Genomic DNA, 14,706 nt, shown 5'->3' with positions numbered 1-14,706 from the left:
CTTATTCCCCTGCGTCCAGCGCGTGTTCCGGATGGTCCGCGGCGGCACCGAGCACCACCGGCACGTTGTCGATCAGCCGGGTACTCCCCACCCTGGCCGCGATCAGCAACCGCGCTTCACCGTCGACGGGCGCGGGCCCGAGGTCGGTTCCCCTCAATTCCAGATAGTCGACCTCGACCGCGGGTCGCGCGGCGAGGGTCTTCCTGGCGGTCGCCAGCACGGCGTCCGCGCCGTCGCGTCCGACGAAGGCACCCGCGGTGAGTGCCGCCGACAACACGATCGCGTCCTCGCGCTGCTCAGGAGTCAGGTAGACGTTGCGCGAGGACAACGCCAGCCCGTCGCGTTCCCTGACCGTCGGCACCCCGATGACCCGGGTGTCGAAGTTCAGGTCACGCACCATTTTCTTGATCAGCACCAGCTGCTGGTAATCCTTCTCCCCGAAGAAGGCGTAGTCCGGCCGCACGATGTTGAACAGTTTCGCCACCACGGTGAGCACGCCGGCGAAATGGCCCGGTCGCACCGCCCCTTCGAGCTCGTCACCGAGCGCGCCGGGGTGCACCGTGACGGTCGCGCCGTCCGGGTACAGATCCGACGCCTTGGGCAGGAAGCCCAGTTCGACGCCGTCCTCCTTCAGTACCTCGAGGTCGTTGTCCAGCGGACGCGGGTACGCCTCGAAGTCCTCGCCTTCCCCGAACTGCAGGGGGTTCACGAAGATCGACGTCGCGACCACCGTGTTCGGCAGCCGCTTCGCCCGGCGGATCAGTTCGCGGTGCCCCGCGTGCAGGGCACCCATGGTGGGCACCAGCGCGACCTTGCGGCCGACCCCGTGCAGGGCACGCGTCACCTGGCTCACCTGCTCCGGCGGCTGGAAGGTGTGCAGCGTGCCTCGGGCGAATTTCGGTGTGGTCACTGGTTTTGCTGCCCTTCGGCGGGATCTGCGGGGTCACTGAGGAGTTCGGTGAGCTCGGCGGCGGCCGAGGCGTCCAAGAGCCCGGCGGCGTCGCCGCGCGCCAGCGTGCGCTTGGCCAGCGCGCGATAGCTCGGGGCGATGTCGGGGCCACGTTCGGCCAGCACCGCGAGATGCTTACGCACGGTGCCGAGATCACCACGGGCCACCGGCCCGGTCAGCGCCCGGTCCCCGTGCCGCAGAACATTATCCAATGCCGCCGACAGCAAGGGAGCCACCAGGCGTTCGGGCTGGGCGATTCCCGCTTCCCGCAACAATTCCGCGCAATCGGCGACCAGTGTCATCAGGTGATTCGCGCCGTGCGCCAACGCCGCGTGATAGAGCGCTCGCGCTTCGTCAGGGACACGGACGGGCTCCGCGCCCATCTCCACGGTGAGCGCCTCACCGACGTTCCAGGCCGCCTCGTCACCCTCTGTGGCCGTGACACCGACGCTGCAGGTCGCCAGTCTGTCGAGGTCTTCCGGCCGTCCGGTGAAGGTCATTACCGGGTGCAGGGCCAGTGGCAGCGCCCCGGCCTCGGCGGCGGGCTCGAGGACGTCGATGCCGTGCGCTCCGGACGTGTGCACGACGATCTGCCCCGGACGCAGGGAACCTGTCGCGACGAAGCCGCGCACCATCCCGGCGAGCGCGTCGTCGGGCAGGGCGAGCAGGACGAGATCGGCACGGCGGGCGACCTCGTCGGGCGGCAGAAGCGGCACGCCGGGAAGCAATTGCTCCGCCCGGCGTATCGAAGCGTTGGAAAGGCCCGAAGCGGCGACGACCGTGTGCCCGGCCCTCGTGAGGGCGGCGCCGACGACGCTGCCGACCCGGCCCGCGGAAACGACACCCACGGCCAAGCGAGCGGGCCTTGTCATGGCGTGCGCCAATGGACGCTCATGGTCGAAAACTCCTCAACTCGTTCCAGTCCCGCTCGGTGGTCGCGGGTACCAGACGACGGCGCGAGGGTAACCCTCCGGCCCGTGTCTGAACCGACCCTCGTGACCAGCTTCACCTGACCGAGGTCACCCGCGCGGAGCACCGTCCGCCAGCCGTACGGCCTCGGCGCGCGAGGTCTTGAGCACCTGCAGCAGTTCACGCTGACGCTGTTTTCCCTCGTCGGTGAGCTTCCGGCCGCGCCGCAGGAACGCGAGTTCGGTCACGCTGGCCTGATAGCGGCCGACGGCCTTCGCCGCGTCCCGTCCCGACTGCTTCCGCGCCTGTTTCCGCCACGACCGACGTCCGGACAGGCTGGCCAGCAGCGTCACTTCGGACGGCGCGATCCACCGCGCGTCGACCATCATCGGCAACGCGGCCGCGACGATCCGCTGCTCGCGGCGCCGCTGCATGACCACCACCGAAAAGACCCCGATGAACAGCGGCACCATGATCAGGAAATAGACGTTCAGGAAGGTCTTGGCGCCACCCAGCAGCGCGGCGCCGTTCCACAGCGCGTGCAGCAGCACGGCGACGACGTAGCCGCCGATCGGCGCCAGTATCCGCGCTGAGCGCGTCTTGCTGCTCGCGGCGATACCGAGCCCGATCCCGGTCATCACGGCGAACAGCGGATGCGTGAACGGCGAAAGCACGCCACGGAGGAAGAACGCCGCGAGCACACCCGCGCTCGTGCCGTCACCGAAGCCGTTCTCGGCGAAGGCGCGGCCGAAGTAATAGATGTTCTCGGTGAAGGCGAACCCGGCGGCGGTGAACCCGGCGTAGACGATGCCGTCCACGACGCCGTCGAACTCGATCGGACGGCGCCACCACAGCAGCAGGATGAAAGCGGCCTTCGCGGCTTCCTCGACCAGCGGCGCGGAGACCAGGCCGCTGACCTTGCCGCCGACGCCGGTGCCGAGCAGCAGGTCACCGACGGCCTCGGCGCCGCTGTTGAGCAGCAGCGCGATGATCGTCGCGACACAGGCTCCCCAGACGAAGGAGAGCAGCAGGAGCTTCGGCGGTTCCGGTTCCCAGCGGTCGACCCACAGGAACGCCGTCACCACCACGGCGACCGGGACGAGCGCCGCGAGCACGCCGATCGTCACCGCGGGCAGACCGACCTTCGCGGTCACCGTGCCGAAGACGAACAGCCCGCACAGCGCGACGGCGATCAGCCCGAGCACCGGCAGCAGCACGGTGATCGACCGAGGCCGGCGTGCCCGGTCGGAACCGGGCGCCGGGGAGGAAGGCTCGCTCACAGCGGGTCACCCTACCGTCGGCCGGAGTCAGTCTTCGGCACGCCGCCTGCGCCGCGGAGTGGATTCATTCGCGCCGTTGGCGGCGAGCAGGTCCATCACCGATCGGCCGGAGGCGTGCGAACCGGCGGGCGGCGTCTCGGGACGACTGTGCGACGACCCGTTGCGGGACGGCGCCTCGTCTTCCGGCTTCGCCCGCTTGCCGCCGTGACGGCCGCCCGTCTCGGCCGCGGCGCTCTGCCACGCCGGCGGCTCGCCATCCGGACGGCGACGGCGGCCGCCACCGGTCGGCTCCGCCACGTTGGGGGCGGGCGTGAGCGAGGTCGAGGAGTCCTCCGCCGCCCGGCGACGACGTCCACCTGGACGGCTCTGCATCGCGCGGACCTCTTCGGGCAGCGTCGGATTGACCGCGGGCGACTCCTCGCCACCGCCACCGTGCCGCGAAGGCGTCTCGGCGGCCGGAGGGCGCACGGGTTCGGGCTCCGGCGGACGCACCGGCTCGGCGCGGCGCGGCGGCGGCTCGGACACGACCGGGATCGACAGCGGGGTCGGGGGCTCCGGCTCGCGGCGAGGCTCAGGGCGCGGTTCGGGGCGCGCCGGGGGGTTGGCGGCCGGGGGCCTCGGCAGGGAGGCCGACTGCTGGGGCTTCGACGGTGGCGTGGGGCGCAACCGGTCTTGGAAGTCGTCCTTCCTGGGGAACGCGGCGCTCAGATCGGAGACCGGGCGCTCCTGCGTCCACGACGGCTTCCACTCGCCGGTGGCCTCCATCGGCTCCGGCTCGGCGGCGGGTTTGTTCACCGGCGGCGGCGTGCCACCGGCCGGACGCGGGCGTTCGACCGGCTTCATGCCGGGCCTGGTCAGGCCGAGCTCACGGTTCGGCCGGGGACGGTCCGGCTCGACCTTCTTGACCGGCTTCGCCTGCGCGGGGGGCTTCACCGGCGGCGTCTGCTTGCGAGTCTGTTCCTCCGGCCGCGGGGCGGGCGGACGCTGGACTGTGCCGGCGTCGAGACGCTGCTGCAACGAAGGCTGCTGCGGACGTCGCTGGGACTCCTGGCGCTGAGGTTCTTGGCGCTGGGGCTCCGGACGTTGCGGCTGCCGGGCGATGGCGGGCATCGACGGCTGCGAGACCTCGGCGCGTGAGACGCCGGGCATGGACGGGCGGGACACCTCGGCCGGGGACACCGGCGGCGGGGTCTTGCGCTTGGCGTCGACCCTCGGCATCGGCCGCGAGACCTCGGCGGGCGACATACCGGGGTTGGACATCTCGAGCCGCTCGCGACGGGCGGCTTCGGCGGCGAGCGCCTCGGCGGCCTTCGAGGCACGGGCGTCCGCCTTGCGCATGCTGCGACGGGTCGATTCGTCGACCGGCTTCGGCCGCGGGACCTGGTTGTTCTGCCCGTAACCGCCGCCGTTGTTCGTGCCGTTGTGCACGCCGTTGTGGCCGTTGACCTGACCGTTCGACGGCTTCCGGCGGGCGGCGGGCGGCGCGCCGGCACGGGCGGACGCGGGTTCGAGGACGCGGTCGATCATCTCGGTCGGGCGATCCCGCCCGCGGTCACGGTCGTCGACGTCGATCGTGGTGCCGTTGCCGGCCATGAGCTGGGGTTTGCCGTTGCCGTTGTCGGAACCCGCGCTCATCAGCTGTTTGTTGTCGAGGGACCGCATCCGGGTGGCCTGCGCGGTGAGCGCGACGCGTTCGAGAAGAACCTCGCCGCCGAAGAGCGACTGGAGGCTTTCCCGCAGGGCGCTCACCTCGGCTCTGAGCGCTTCGAGCTCGTCATGGGAGCGGTTCTCGGCGGCCTGCCGGGTCTCCGCTTCCATCTCCAGCTCGAATTCGCGGCGGGCGGCGATCTCGCGTTCCAGCTCCAGCTCGTAGACGGCCTGCGCCTCGGCGACGGCTTCTTCGCTCTGTGACACGTGCTTGCGGTAGCGGACCGCCAGGAAGGCACCGATCAAGGCGGCCCACAGCGCCGCGACGATACCCAGCCGCAAGTAGCGGAGGTCGTCGGAAAGCACCAATGCGAGAGTCGCGCCGACGGCGAGAACCAAGCCGACGACAAGCCACGGCCTACCCGCAAGGCGGCCGCGCGAGTCGTCACCCACCCCGGTCATGCCCAACACCGTACCTTCTAGTAATCCGAACGAGACCTAGTCGGTACTTCGAGCGGTGCTTCTCGAGCGTTAACCGGTCGGCTGACGATCGGGGTCCCGATCACCGCCTTCGGGGGTCCGGCAGCAGTGTTCGAGCCACAAAGCCGCAGCTACCAGGGCCACCGAGCTGACGATCCCGACCGTCGCCGAACGGAGATCACCGCTCGCCGCGAGGAGTTCGTCACGTCGCGGAAAAAGATACGCGAAAGCCGCCAGCCACACACCTGTCATCGCGGATCCGGCGAGCGAAGAGGCCTTCGCGAGTGCCACCGATCGGGCGACAGAGATCGCGGCCATCACCCGCCCCTCCTTGATCCGCGAACGGATGATGAAGGCGAGCACGACCTCACAGAGCGCGAGGACGAGCAGCGTCATTCCCGCGAAGAGCGGAAGCGCGGGGATGGAGCCGTAAGCGACCTGGAAGAGCAAGTAGGCCAGGACCAAGCCCAGTAGGCCGGCCACCGCCAGCTCGCGTGGCCGGGTGAAGTGCATGGTCCAACGCTACCTGGCAGGCTTGACTCTCCACCAACTGGAGAGTCGAACATGAAGCACATGGGCACCGCAGCGGTTTTCACCATCGGGGAGCTGGCCAAACGGACCGGCCTGCCCGTGAAGACCATCCGCTTCTACTCCGACGAAGGGCTCCTCCCGCCGACCGACCGCACCGACTCCGGCTACCGCCTCTACGACGCCACCGCGATGGCGCGTCTGGAGCTGGTCCGGACACTGCGGGAACTCGGGCTGGGTCTCGCCGACGTGGAGCGGGCGCTGACCAGGGAAGCGACCATCGGCGACCTCGCGGTCCAGCATGTCGCCGCCCTGGACGAGCAGATCCGACGGCTGGAGTTGCGCCGGGCGGTCCTGCGAGCGGTGGCCAAACGGGACTCACCACTGGAGGAGGTCGAACTGATGAACAAGCTCGCGTCGATGTCGGACGAAGACCGCAAACGTTTGCTGGACGAGTTCTGGACGGACATGGTCGAAGGACTCGAACTGGATCCGGAGTTCTACGAGCGGATGCGCTCGGCGAAACCGGAACTGCCCGACGACCCGACGCCGGAGCAGCTGGAGGCCTGGATCGAGTTCGCCGAACTGGTCCAGGACGAGGAGTTCCGCGCGTCCATCCGCCGGATGAGCGAGTGGCACTCGAAACTCCGGGAGGAGGACGGGGCCGACTTCGGAGAGAAACAGCAGCAGCTGTGGATGGCGTGGAGCGCGAAGGCGGCCGAAGCGCTCGAAGCCGGCATCGCCCCGGACTCGGCGGAAGGCCGGGAACTCGCGGAGACGATCTTCTCGGAGTCTTCGCGGAACGGGCAGAACCCTGACGACCCGGCCTGGCGGAAGAAGCTGGCCGACGGGATGTCGATCAGCTCCGATCCGCGAGCCGAGCGGTACTGGCACCTGCTGGGAAAGATGAACGGCTGGCCGTCGTTCCCGTCTCAGATGCCGCAGGCCGAATGGATCGTCACCGCCCTTCGCGCCGCCCTCGCCTGACCCCCGCATTTCGTCCTCTAAATGCGGTAGTTCGTGGCGCCAACCACCGCATTCAGAGGACTAAACGCAGGGCGGTTCGCCGCACCGAGTCGCGATCGTCCTGCGGGCGGGCGGCGAGGAGATCGACGACCGGACCGTGGCCGGGGAGCACCGCGCCAGGCTCGATCTCCAACCACGGGATCAGCACGCTCGCACGCTCCGGCGTGCCGGGATGCGGAAGCACCAGCCGAGGGTCCTCGGAACGCACCCCGTCCACGGTCACGATGTCGACGTCCAGCGTGCGCGGACCCCACCGGAGTTCGCGCACGCGCTCCGCCGCCTGCTCGGCGGCCTGCCCGGTGCGCAGCCAGTCCCAGTGATCACGCGCCGGGTCGTCGACCAGGACGACGGCGTTGAGGAAGTCGGGCTGATCCTCGACACCCCACGCCTTCGTCTCGTAGACCGACGACACCGCGACGATCGCGGGCCGGACGGCGTCGACGGCCGACTGGAGGAACGCGAGCCGATCCCCCAGGTTCGACCCCAGCGAGAGAAGCGCGCGGCTCATCGCTCCCGCCGCACCGTGACGGCGACGTCGTCGAAGTTCAGCGGGATCGGCGCGGACGGCTTGTGCACCGTCACCTCGACGGCGCTCAATCGCTCGTCACGCAGGACCTCGTCGGCGATCTTCCCGGCGACACTCTCGATGAGGTCGTACGGCTCACCGGCCACGATCCCGGCCGCGAGTTCGGCGAGCTCGCCGTAATGCAGAGTCTTGGTCAGGTCGTCGGACGCGGCGGCCGGGCCGAGGTCCAGCCACACGACGATGTCGACGACGAACTCCTGCCCGTCACGCTTCTCGTGATCGAAGACCCCGTGCCTGCCGAAGACCCGCAGACCGGTCAGCGTGATGCGATCAGACATCGGGACTCCCCTTACGCCAAGCGGCCGCGACGGTCACGGCGTCCAGACTCGCGCCGACCTCGTGCACCCGGACACCCCACGCGCCCGCCGACGCGGCCAGCGCGGAGACAGCGGCGGTGGCATCCTCCCGGCCGTCGGGCGGAGCGGGCTTCCCGTCCTTTCCGGACAGCAGGCGGCCGAGGAACCGTTTGCGCGAAGCACCGACGAGCACCGGAAAACCCAAGGACAGAAAGGAATCCAGGCCGTTCAACAGCGCCCAGTCATGTTCGGCGTTCTTCGCGAACCCGAGTCCCGGGTCGAGCACGATCGCACTCGGGTCGACCCCGGCGGCGACCGCTTCGTCCACTCGGGACAGCAGTTCGGCGCGAACGTCGCCGACAACGTCCTCATAGGACGCCAGCGCGTTCATGTCCTTACTGTGCCCGCGCCAGTGCATCAGCACCCACGGGACGCCGGTCTCGGCGGCGACCTTCGCCATGTTCGGATCGGCCAGCCCGCCGGAGACATCGTTGATCACCGACGCACCGGCCTCGATCGCGGCGGCCGCGACCTCGGCGCGGGTGGTGTCCACGGACATCGCGAGACCGTCCGCCGCCAGCGAACGGATCACCGGCATGATCCGGGAAATCTCGGTCTCGGCGTCCACTCGGGACGCACCCGGCCGCGTCGACTCCCCGCCGACGTCGATCAGATCCGCCCCGCGTGCCCACATCTCGTGCGCGTGCTCCAGCGCCTGGTCGACGCCGAGGTAGCGGCCACCGTCCGAAAAGGAATCAGGGGTGACGTTCAAAATGCCCATCACCGCGCACCGGCCGGGCCGGGGCAGGGCGGTCATCGACGGCCCATGATCAGATCCAGCGCCTCCGCCCGCGAGGACGCCGAAGACTGCAGCAGACCGCGCACGGCCGACGTCGTCGTCTTGGCGCCGGGTTTGCGGATGCCGCGCATGGCCATGCAAAGGTGCTCGGCCTCGACCACGACGATCGCGCCGCGGGGCTCGAGTTTGCGCATGAGCGCGTCGGCGACCTGGGAGGTGAGGCGCTCTTGGACCTGGGGGCGCTTGGCGTAGAGGTCGACGAGGCGGGCCAGTTTGGACAGCCCGGTGACCTTGCCGTGCTCATTGGGGATGTACCCGATATGAGCGAGGCCGTGGAATGAGAGCAAATGATGTTCACAGTTATGCGTCAGGTGACCGGCGATCAGGAAGGTCGGGTGCGGTTCGCATTTGAAGCTGTAAACCGTGTAGGGCTTGGTTCCCGTGGCCTTCACTGGCCGGACGGACTCGACCTCGACGTACTCCGACTCGATCAGATCGGTCGTGTAATCATCCTGCGGGAAGCCGTGCCGCCGGAACCAGCTGTCAGCGACCCACAGCTGCGAAGTTGTCTTGAGGCTTGGCGAGAAGCGAGCGCCGATGACCGTGGCCAGGTCCTCCAGGAAATGGATGTTCGCACTCGTGATCCGGCGTCCTGACCTGCCGGGATCGTCGCAGCCGTCACCGTCCACATACCCGTCGAGAAAACCGTTGAACGTGCTCAAGTCGTTGAGGACGACCATCGGGAAGCGCTGGCGCTGGTGGTGCGCGTCGCCGCCGAGATACTGGCGCATCAGGTCCGCGAGGAACGACGAGACGACTCGCACCCGGAATCCCGGCACGTCACGTCCTAGGTAGCTCGACGGTCGCGTGACCGGTTCGAGCTTCGCCTCGATTCCGAAGGCACGGTAGAGCGACTCGGCGTACTTCTTCGCGAAGTCCCGGTCGTTCACCACGAGCGAGACGTAGCGCTCGGCAACGGTCCCGTCCGAGCAGGTCGCACCGATGACGTAGCCGAAGTCGTAGCCGAACACAGGCTTCCACCGGTTCCGGCTGAGCTTGCGCGCATGGGTCCACTCGATGAAGGACCCCTCGACGTCCTTGGCTTCCATCCATCCCTTCGGTGTCGCTAAAGGATGGTCAGGAGTGACCTTGAAGCTTCCGCCCGCAGTCGTGACCTCGACCAGCTCGCGAGTCTTGTGCGAGCTGATCTCGGTGACCGTGGTCTCCTCGACTTTGCCGCCTGCCAGAGTCCACAGCTTGTCGCCGACTTCGACTTCGGCCGCCGTCTTGGTACCACTGACCGCGTTCACCGTCTGCTTGCTGGGAACACAGGTGCTGAACATCGGGATGTCCGTCACGAGCACGAGTTCTTCGTGTGCCTCGTCGAACGTGCGGTCCAGGACATGGTCGGGTTCGGTGTAGAGCCCGGCGAACATTTCCCGGTAAGCGCGAGCGACCCGGGCCGGGGTCTCAAGGAGACCGTCCCGGTCCGGGTCCTCACCACAGGCGAGCAGGAGTTCGCGTACGGCCTTCTCGGCCCGGTCCTGGTCGAAGACCGGGCTCGCGCCGTTACCGCTTGGTGTCGTCCTGTCCGTCGGATTCACGCCGTTGTTGTCCTTCGTCCTGCTGCTGACCGCCGGGCTGGCCGGGCTGGTCCGCGAACCAGCCGTCGCGCGGGCGGTCTTCGGCGGGACGCCAGGGCTGGTTCGGCTGGCCGCCCGGCTGGGTCGCCGGGGTCCATCCGGGAGGAGCCCCGTAGTTCGGCGGGCCGCCGACGGGCCCACCCTGGTAACCACCTGCCGGACCGCCCGGCTGCTGACCACCATATGCCTGCGGCCAGTGGCCGGTGCCGTTCGGCCCACCGTTCGGGCGGCCACCGTTGGGGTGCGCGCCCGGCTGCGGCGGAGCGTAGGGGTTGGCGTTCGGGTCCGGCGGCGGAACGGGGGCGCCGTACGGCGGGCCACCGGGGAGGTCGCCGCCGCCCTGCGCGGTGCCGACCGGGGTCGGCGCCGGCTGCAGCACCGGCTGCTCCTTCTTCTCCTCCGGCGGCGGCCACGGCTCGCCGCGCTCCATCGCCAGCTCGCCGGGGGTCTTGATCGGCGGCTTGTCCGACGGCTTCCGCTCGCCGAACTCGTTGAAGATGGTGATGTGCGGGCGCTTCTCGACGGTCGCGAAGATCCGCTCGAGGTCCTTGCGGGTCAGCGTCTCCTTTTCGAGGAGCTCGATGACCAGCTCGTCCAGCACGTCGCGGTAGGTGCTCAGCACGTGCCACGCCTCGGTGTGCGCGGTCTCGATGAGCTTGCGCACCTCCTCGTCGATCTCGTGCGCGACTTCCAGGGAGTAGTCCGCCTGGCGGCCTGCCGAGCGGCCGAGGAACGGGTCGCCCTGCTCCTGGCCGTATTTGACCGCGCCGAGGCGGGCGCTCATGCCGTATTCGGTGACCATCGCGCGGGCGATCTTGGTCGCCTGCTCGATGTCGGAGGAGGCACCGGTGGTGGGCTCGTGGAAGACGAGCTCCTCCGCGGTGCGGCCGCCCATCGCGAAGACCAGGCGCCCGATCATCTCCGAGCGGGTCATCAACTCCTTGTCGTCCTCCGGGACGAGCAGGGCGTGACCGCCGGTGCGCCCGCGCGGCAGGATCGTCAGCTTGTAGACCGGTTCGATATCCGGCATCGCCCACGCGGCGAGCGCGTGGCCGCCCTCGTGGTAGGCCGTGATCTTCTTCTCCTTCTCGGAGATGATCCGGCTCTTGCGGGCGGGGCCGCCGACGACGCGGTCGACGGATTCCTCCAGGGCGGCGTCGGTGATCACGTGCCCGTTCTCGCGGGCGGTGAGCAGTGCGGCCTCGTTGAGCACGTTCGCGAGGTCGGCGCCGGACATGCCGACGGTCCGCTTCGCGAGGCCGCTCAGGTCGGTGCCCTGTGCGATCGGCTTGCCCTTGGCGTGCACCTCGAGGATCGCCTTGCGGCCGCGCATGTCCGGTGCGGACACCGGGATCTGGCGGTCGAACCGGCCGGGGCGCAGGAGCGCCGGGTCGAGGATGTCGGGGCGGTTGGTCGCGGCGATCAGGATGATGCCGCCGCGCGCGTCGAAGCCGTCCATCTCGACGAGGAGCTGGTTCAGTGTCTGCTCGCGCTCGTCGTGGCCGCCGCCGAGGCCGGCGCCGCGCTGGCGGCCGACCGCGTCGATCTCGTCGACGAAGATGATGCAAGGCGCGTTCTGCTTGGCCTGTTCGAACAGGTCGCGGACTCGCGAGGCGCCGACGCCGACGAACATCTCGACGAAGTCGGAACCGGAGATCGTGTAGAACGGCACGCCCGCCTCGCCGGCGACGGCTCGGGCGAGCAGCGTCTTACCGGTACCGGGCGGCCCGTAGAGCAGGACGCCCTTGGGGATCTTCGCGCCGAGTGCCTGGTAGCGCGCCGGGTTCTGCAGGAAGTCCTTGATCTCGTACAGCTCTTCGACGGCCTCGTCGGCGCCCGCGACGTCCCCGAAGGTCGTCTTGGGCATGTCCTTGTTGAGCTGTTTGGCCTTCGACTTGCCGAAGTTGAGGACGCGGTTCCCGCCGCCCTGCGCGTTGTTCATCATCCACATCAGCAGGCCCAGCACCAGCGCCAGCGGGATGGCGAAGATCAGGATCTGGGTGAGGACGTTCTGCTGGGTGACCTTGGTGGTGAACTTGACCGGGTTGTCACCGTTCTTGAGGCCGATGAGCTGCCCGTAGACGGTGCCCGCGACGTTCGCCGGGTATTGGGCGATGATCTGGTCGACCTGCTGGCCGTCGACCTCGATCTTCTTGTTCAGGAGCAGCTTGACCTGCTGTTCCTTGTCCTCTTGCGAGGCTTCCTTGACGTTGTTCGCGGTGATCTGCTGGTTCGCGACCGAGATGGGCACCTGGGTATAGCCACGATCACTGTCGAAGATCGTGTTGTACGCGAGAAACGCCAGTACCGCCGCGAGAATCCAGAGCACTGGGTTCTTGAGCACGCTCTTCCGGTTCATACGACTCGGCCCTGGTGGCCTCGACCCTTCCTGGTTGGGCGGCTGCTGTGATACCCGCCATCGTGATCTTGACGACCCATGGTGCTCCGACACCCGCCCCTCAGGATACCGCCCGCCTGGACGGACGAGGGTGGTGAGCCTCTCGGAGGTAAACGGCGGACCCCTCGCCAGGGTTCCCGGGTGGGGGATGCGCCGGTCACCCTAACGTGTGTCGACCGCCACACCGGCGACCATTTCGCCCAGCCTCGTCCGCAGTGCCTTGACGTCGGCGGGTGAGACGGTGACCCATTCGCGTCCGTCGGGACCGGCCTGTGACGTGCTGAGGTAGCGACCGCTGACGGTGTCGAACCAGCCGAGGACGCGGGACCGCTGCTTGGCGCCCACGTGGGACCGGCTGTTCGCCGCCAGCTGACCGCCGCGCAGCCGCGGCTGGCCGGTGAGCTTGCCGAACGCCTCGCGCGGGTCCGCGGTGATGCGTTCACTGAGTGAGACGCGCGGCTTCTCCTTGCGACGGGCCTTCGCCGCTTCGGGCTCTTCGGTCTGCTTCGTCGGGTTGACGGCGGCGCGGATCGGTGGGGTGCGGCGGGCGTCGTCGATCGGCAGCGTGACGGAGGCCTCGGAGCCGCGCTGCCCCGGCGGCAGCAGGTCGACGACCGCTGTCGGCAGTCCGTCGGCCGGGGCCTCACGCAGCCAGATGCCGGTCTGGTCCTGGATCGCGAGTACGCCGCCGCGGCCGTCGGTGGCGCCGAGCACGGCGACCGTCGGGGCCTGGAACTCGGGGATGTGCAGCGCGTCGATGGTCAGCGAGCCGCGGGCGAGGAGGTACAGCCAGTCCTCGATCTTCGGATCCAGCCGTCCCCGGCTGTCGCGGATGCCGCGGGCCTTGAGTTCGACGTCGGTGCGGTTGCGCAGCGCCCGGCGCTCGGCCTCGGTCGCGCCGTGCGAGCGGTTCCGCAGCGGATACGGCAGGTCACCGAGTTCGGCGGACTCCCAGAGGAAGTCGAACGCCATCGGCGTGAAGTGTTCCTGATGCATTGCTCCGTGCCCTCCCGGCACCTTGGCTCTTGCTGCGGGGCCTTGTGCGCGGCTGGTCGCTGTGCGTCAGGGCGGCCCCGGAGGTTCACGATAGCGAAGGGGTACGACAAGCGGCGGGCGGATGGGCGAAAGGGCACGGGTGTTGCCCGCCGAACGCCATGAAAGGTCCTTTCCTTGCAAATTTTGCGAGGAAAGGACCTTTCATGGCACGCGAGAGGTACTTAAAGCGCGACAGAAGCTTCGGAAGCGATCTTCCCCAGCATCTCCGTGAGCCGGTGCCGCAAGGTCGCCGGGTCCGCGGGCGCGACGGTGATCCAGTCCCGGCCATCGGAGCCGCGGGTGGCCTGGGTGAAGTACCGGCCCGACTGCGTGTCGAACCAGCTCAGCACGGCGGACCGGCTACGCGTGCCGTGACGGCTGCGCGCGTTGGCGCCGAACTGGCCGCCGCGCAGCCGCGGCTGGGCCTGGAGCCGCGACAGCGCTTTGCGGTCCTCGTCGGAGGTGGCCCGGCCGTCGACCTGCGGCTGGCGCCGCTGGAGGAAGTCCGCTCCCGACGCGCCGACGAGTCCGTCCAGCGGCAGGGTGATCGACTTTTCCGTGCCGCGTGAGCCCGGCGGCAGGAGGGAGACGATCGCGCTCGCGAGGCCGTCCGGGGCGATGGGGTGGAAGTGGAAACCGCGCGGGTCCTGGACCGTCAGCAGGCCCTGGCCGCCGAGCATCGACGCGACCGCGAGCAGCGGTTCGGTGTTGGGGTTGTTGAGCTGGACGCAGTCCAGGCTCAGGTCCGGCCTCGCGAGGACGCCGAAGAAGTCTTCGATATGGGGTTCGGGGCGCCCGCGCTCGTCGGCGAGACGGCGCTGGTTCAGCGACTGGAGTACCTGCTGCCGCAGGGCGCCGCGCTCGTCGACGGTCGCCCCGTGCGAGCGGAGCCGCAGCGGGTACGGCAACTCGCCGGCGTTCGCGCCCTCCCACAGGAAGTCCATTTCGACTCCCGCGAGCAGTTCACCGTTCGCCATAAAACGCCCCCATACAGGTCAGCGGGCGCGGGGGGGGGGGGGGGGGGGGGGGGGGGGAAAACAACCTCAGGAGGGGTTTTTTCGTTCTCCGCAACAACGACCAAGGGAGGGGGTGCCCCGTTTGGGCCCAAAAAAGCTTCCCGGGTGGGGTTG

12 protein-coding genes and 2 pseudogenes are annotated in these 14,706 nt (G+C 69.1%); 1 reads left to right on the top strand and 13 read right to left on the bottom strand.

Translation table 11 applies throughout. The annotated features are described in order from the left end of the window. Position 1: 1 nt before the first annotated feature. The 5 genes from panC to ACZ7KI_RS09245 all read right to left on the bottom strand — a co-directional run bounded on the left by panC (position 2) and on the right by ACZ7KI_RS09245 (position 5,778). Entirely contained in the window at positions 2–910 is a 909-nt protein-coding gene (panC, locus tag ACZ7KI_RS09265; RefSeq protein ID WP_470272649.1) for a pantoate--beta-alanine ligase, read from the bottom strand. Continuing rightward, entirely contained in the window at positions 907–1,821 is a 915-nt protein-coding gene (locus ACZ7KI_RS09260; protein ID WP_470272648.1) for a Rossmann-like and DUF2520 domain-containing protein, read from the bottom strand. The genes panC and ACZ7KI_RS09260 overlap by 4 nt, the downstream gene beginning before the upstream one ends. A gap of 147 nt (positions 1,822–1,968) precedes the next feature. Further along, a complete protein-coding gene (locus ACZ7KI_RS09255) occupies positions 1,969–3,138 on the bottom strand; it encodes a PrsW family intramembrane metalloprotease (RefSeq protein WP_470272647.1) in 1,170 nt (389 codons plus the stop codon). 27 nt (positions 3,139–3,165) lie between these two features. Further along, complete coding sequence (locus ACZ7KI_RS09250) at positions 3,166–5,247, bottom strand: DUF6779 domain-containing protein (protein WP_470272646.1); 2,082 nt, start codon at positions 5,245–5,247, stop codon at positions 3,166–3,168. A gap of 69 nt (positions 5,248–5,316) precedes the next feature. Then, complete coding sequence (locus tag ACZ7KI_RS09245) at positions 5,317–5,778, bottom strand: DUF3180 domain-containing protein (protein ID WP_470272645.1); 462 nt, start codon at positions 5,776–5,778, stop codon at positions 5,317–5,319. Between the two features lie 60 nt (positions 5,779–5,838). Here ACZ7KI_RS09245 and ACZ7KI_RS09240 point away from each other — a divergent pair, with 60 nt between their 5' ends. Beyond that, entirely contained in the window at positions 5,839–6,780 is a 942-nt protein-coding gene (locus ACZ7KI_RS09240) for a MerR family transcriptional regulator (RefSeq protein ID WP_470272644.1), read from the top strand. A gap of 52 nt (positions 6,781–6,832) precedes the next feature. Here the strand turns inward: ACZ7KI_RS09240 and folK are convergent, their stop codons facing one another. The 8 genes and pseudogenes from folK to ACZ7KI_RS09200 all read right to left on the bottom strand — a co-directional run bounded on the left by folK (position 6,833) and on the right by ACZ7KI_RS09200 (position 14,553). Further along, on the bottom strand, positions 6,833–7,327 hold the full coding sequence (folK, locus tag ACZ7KI_RS09235; RefSeq protein ID WP_470272643.1) for a 2-amino-4-hydroxy-6-hydroxymethyldihydropteridine diphosphokinase: 495 nt from the start codon (positions 7,325–7,327) through the stop codon (positions 6,833–6,835). Next, entirely contained in the window at positions 7,324–7,683 is a 360-nt protein-coding gene (gene folB / locus ACZ7KI_RS09230) for a dihydroneopterin aldolase (RefSeq protein ID WP_125694967.1), read from the bottom strand. Before folB ends, folK begins: the two co-directional genes overlap by 4 nt. Next, positions 7,676–8,518: a dihydropteroate synthase gene (folP, locus tag ACZ7KI_RS09225; RefSeq protein WP_470272642.1), complete on the bottom strand. Its 843-nt coding sequence runs from the start codon at positions 8,516–8,518 to the stop codon at positions 7,676–7,678. Before folP ends, folB begins: the two co-directional genes overlap by 8 nt. Beyond that, positions 8,515–8,859 (bottom strand): annotated as a pseudogene (gene folE / locus ACZ7KI_RS09220) (GTP cyclohydrolase I); the annotation flags it as partial. The gene folP and the pseudogene folE, both read right to left, overlap by 4 nt. Before the next feature lie 969 nt (positions 8,860–9,828). Beyond that, positions 9,829–10,104, bottom strand: a pseudogene (locus tag ACZ7KI_RS09215) (GTP cyclohydrolase I); the annotation flags it as partial. Beyond that, on the bottom strand, positions 10,070–12,502 hold the full coding sequence (ftsH, locus tag ACZ7KI_RS09210) for an ATP-dependent zinc metalloprotease FtsH (RefSeq protein ID WP_470272641.1): 2,433 nt from the start codon (positions 12,500–12,502) through the stop codon (positions 10,070–10,072). The pseudogene ACZ7KI_RS09215 and the gene ftsH, both read right to left, overlap by 35 nt. A gap of 201 nt (positions 12,503–12,703) precedes the next feature. Continuing rightward, positions 12,704–13,537, bottom strand: coding sequence for an ESX secretion-associated protein EspG (locus ACZ7KI_RS09205; protein WP_470272640.1), 834 nt, complete (start codon positions 13,535–13,537; stop codon positions 12,704–12,706). Between the two features lie 221 nt (positions 13,538–13,758). After that, a complete protein-coding gene (locus ACZ7KI_RS09200) occupies positions 13,759–14,553 on the bottom strand; it encodes an ESX secretion-associated protein EspG (protein WP_470272639.1) in 795 nt (264 codons plus the stop codon). Between the last annotated feature and the right edge of the window lie 153 nt (positions 14,554–14,706).

It is taken from the genome of Amycolatopsis sp. NPDC039088, from assembly GCF_055598845.1.
The sequence above is the reverse complement of the archived record's forward strand: the minus strand, read 5'-3'. Positions and strand labels throughout refer to the sequence as shown.

Bases quoted from the DNA above. Each gene is read 5' to 3' on its own strand.
- ACZ7KI_RS09260 (WP_470272648.1), bottom strand. From the start codon at position 1,821: ATGACAAGGCCCGCTCGCTTGGCCGTGGGTGTCGTTTCCGCGGGCCGG.
- ACZ7KI_RS09250 (WP_470272646.1), bottom strand. From the start codon at position 5,247: ATGACCGGGGTGGGTGACGACTCGCGCGGCCGCCTTGCGGGTAGGCCG.
- ACZ7KI_RS09245 (WP_470272645.1), bottom strand. From the start codon at position 5,778: ATGCACTTCACCCGGCCACGCGAGCTGGCGGTGGCCGGCCTACTGGGC.
- ACZ7KI_RS09240 (WP_470272644.1), top strand. From the start codon at position 5,839: ATGGGCACCGCAGCGGTTTTCACCATCGGGGAGCTGGCCAAACGGACC.
- folK (WP_470272643.1), bottom strand. From the start codon at position 7,327: ATGAGCCGCGCGCTTCTCTCGCTGGGGTCGAACCTGGGGGATCGGCTC.
- folB (WP_125694967.1), bottom strand. From the start codon at position 7,683: ATGTCTGATCGCATCACGCTGACCGGTCTGCGGGTCTTCGGCAGGCAC.
- folP (WP_470272642.1), bottom strand. From the start codon at position 8,518: ATGACCGCCCTGCCCCGGCCCGGCCGGTGCGCGGTGATGGGCATTTTG.
- ftsH (WP_470272641.1), bottom strand. From the start codon at position 12,502: ATGAACCGGAAGAGCGTGCTCAAGAACCCAGTGCTCTGGATTCTCGCG.
- ACZ7KI_RS09205 (WP_470272640.1), bottom strand. From the start codon at position 13,537: ATGCATCAGGAACACTTCACGCCGATGGCGTTCGACTTCCTCTGGGAG.
- ACZ7KI_RS09200 (WP_470272639.1), bottom strand. From the start codon at position 14,553: ATGGCGAACGGTGAACTGCTCGCGGGAGTCGAAATGGACTTCCTGTGG.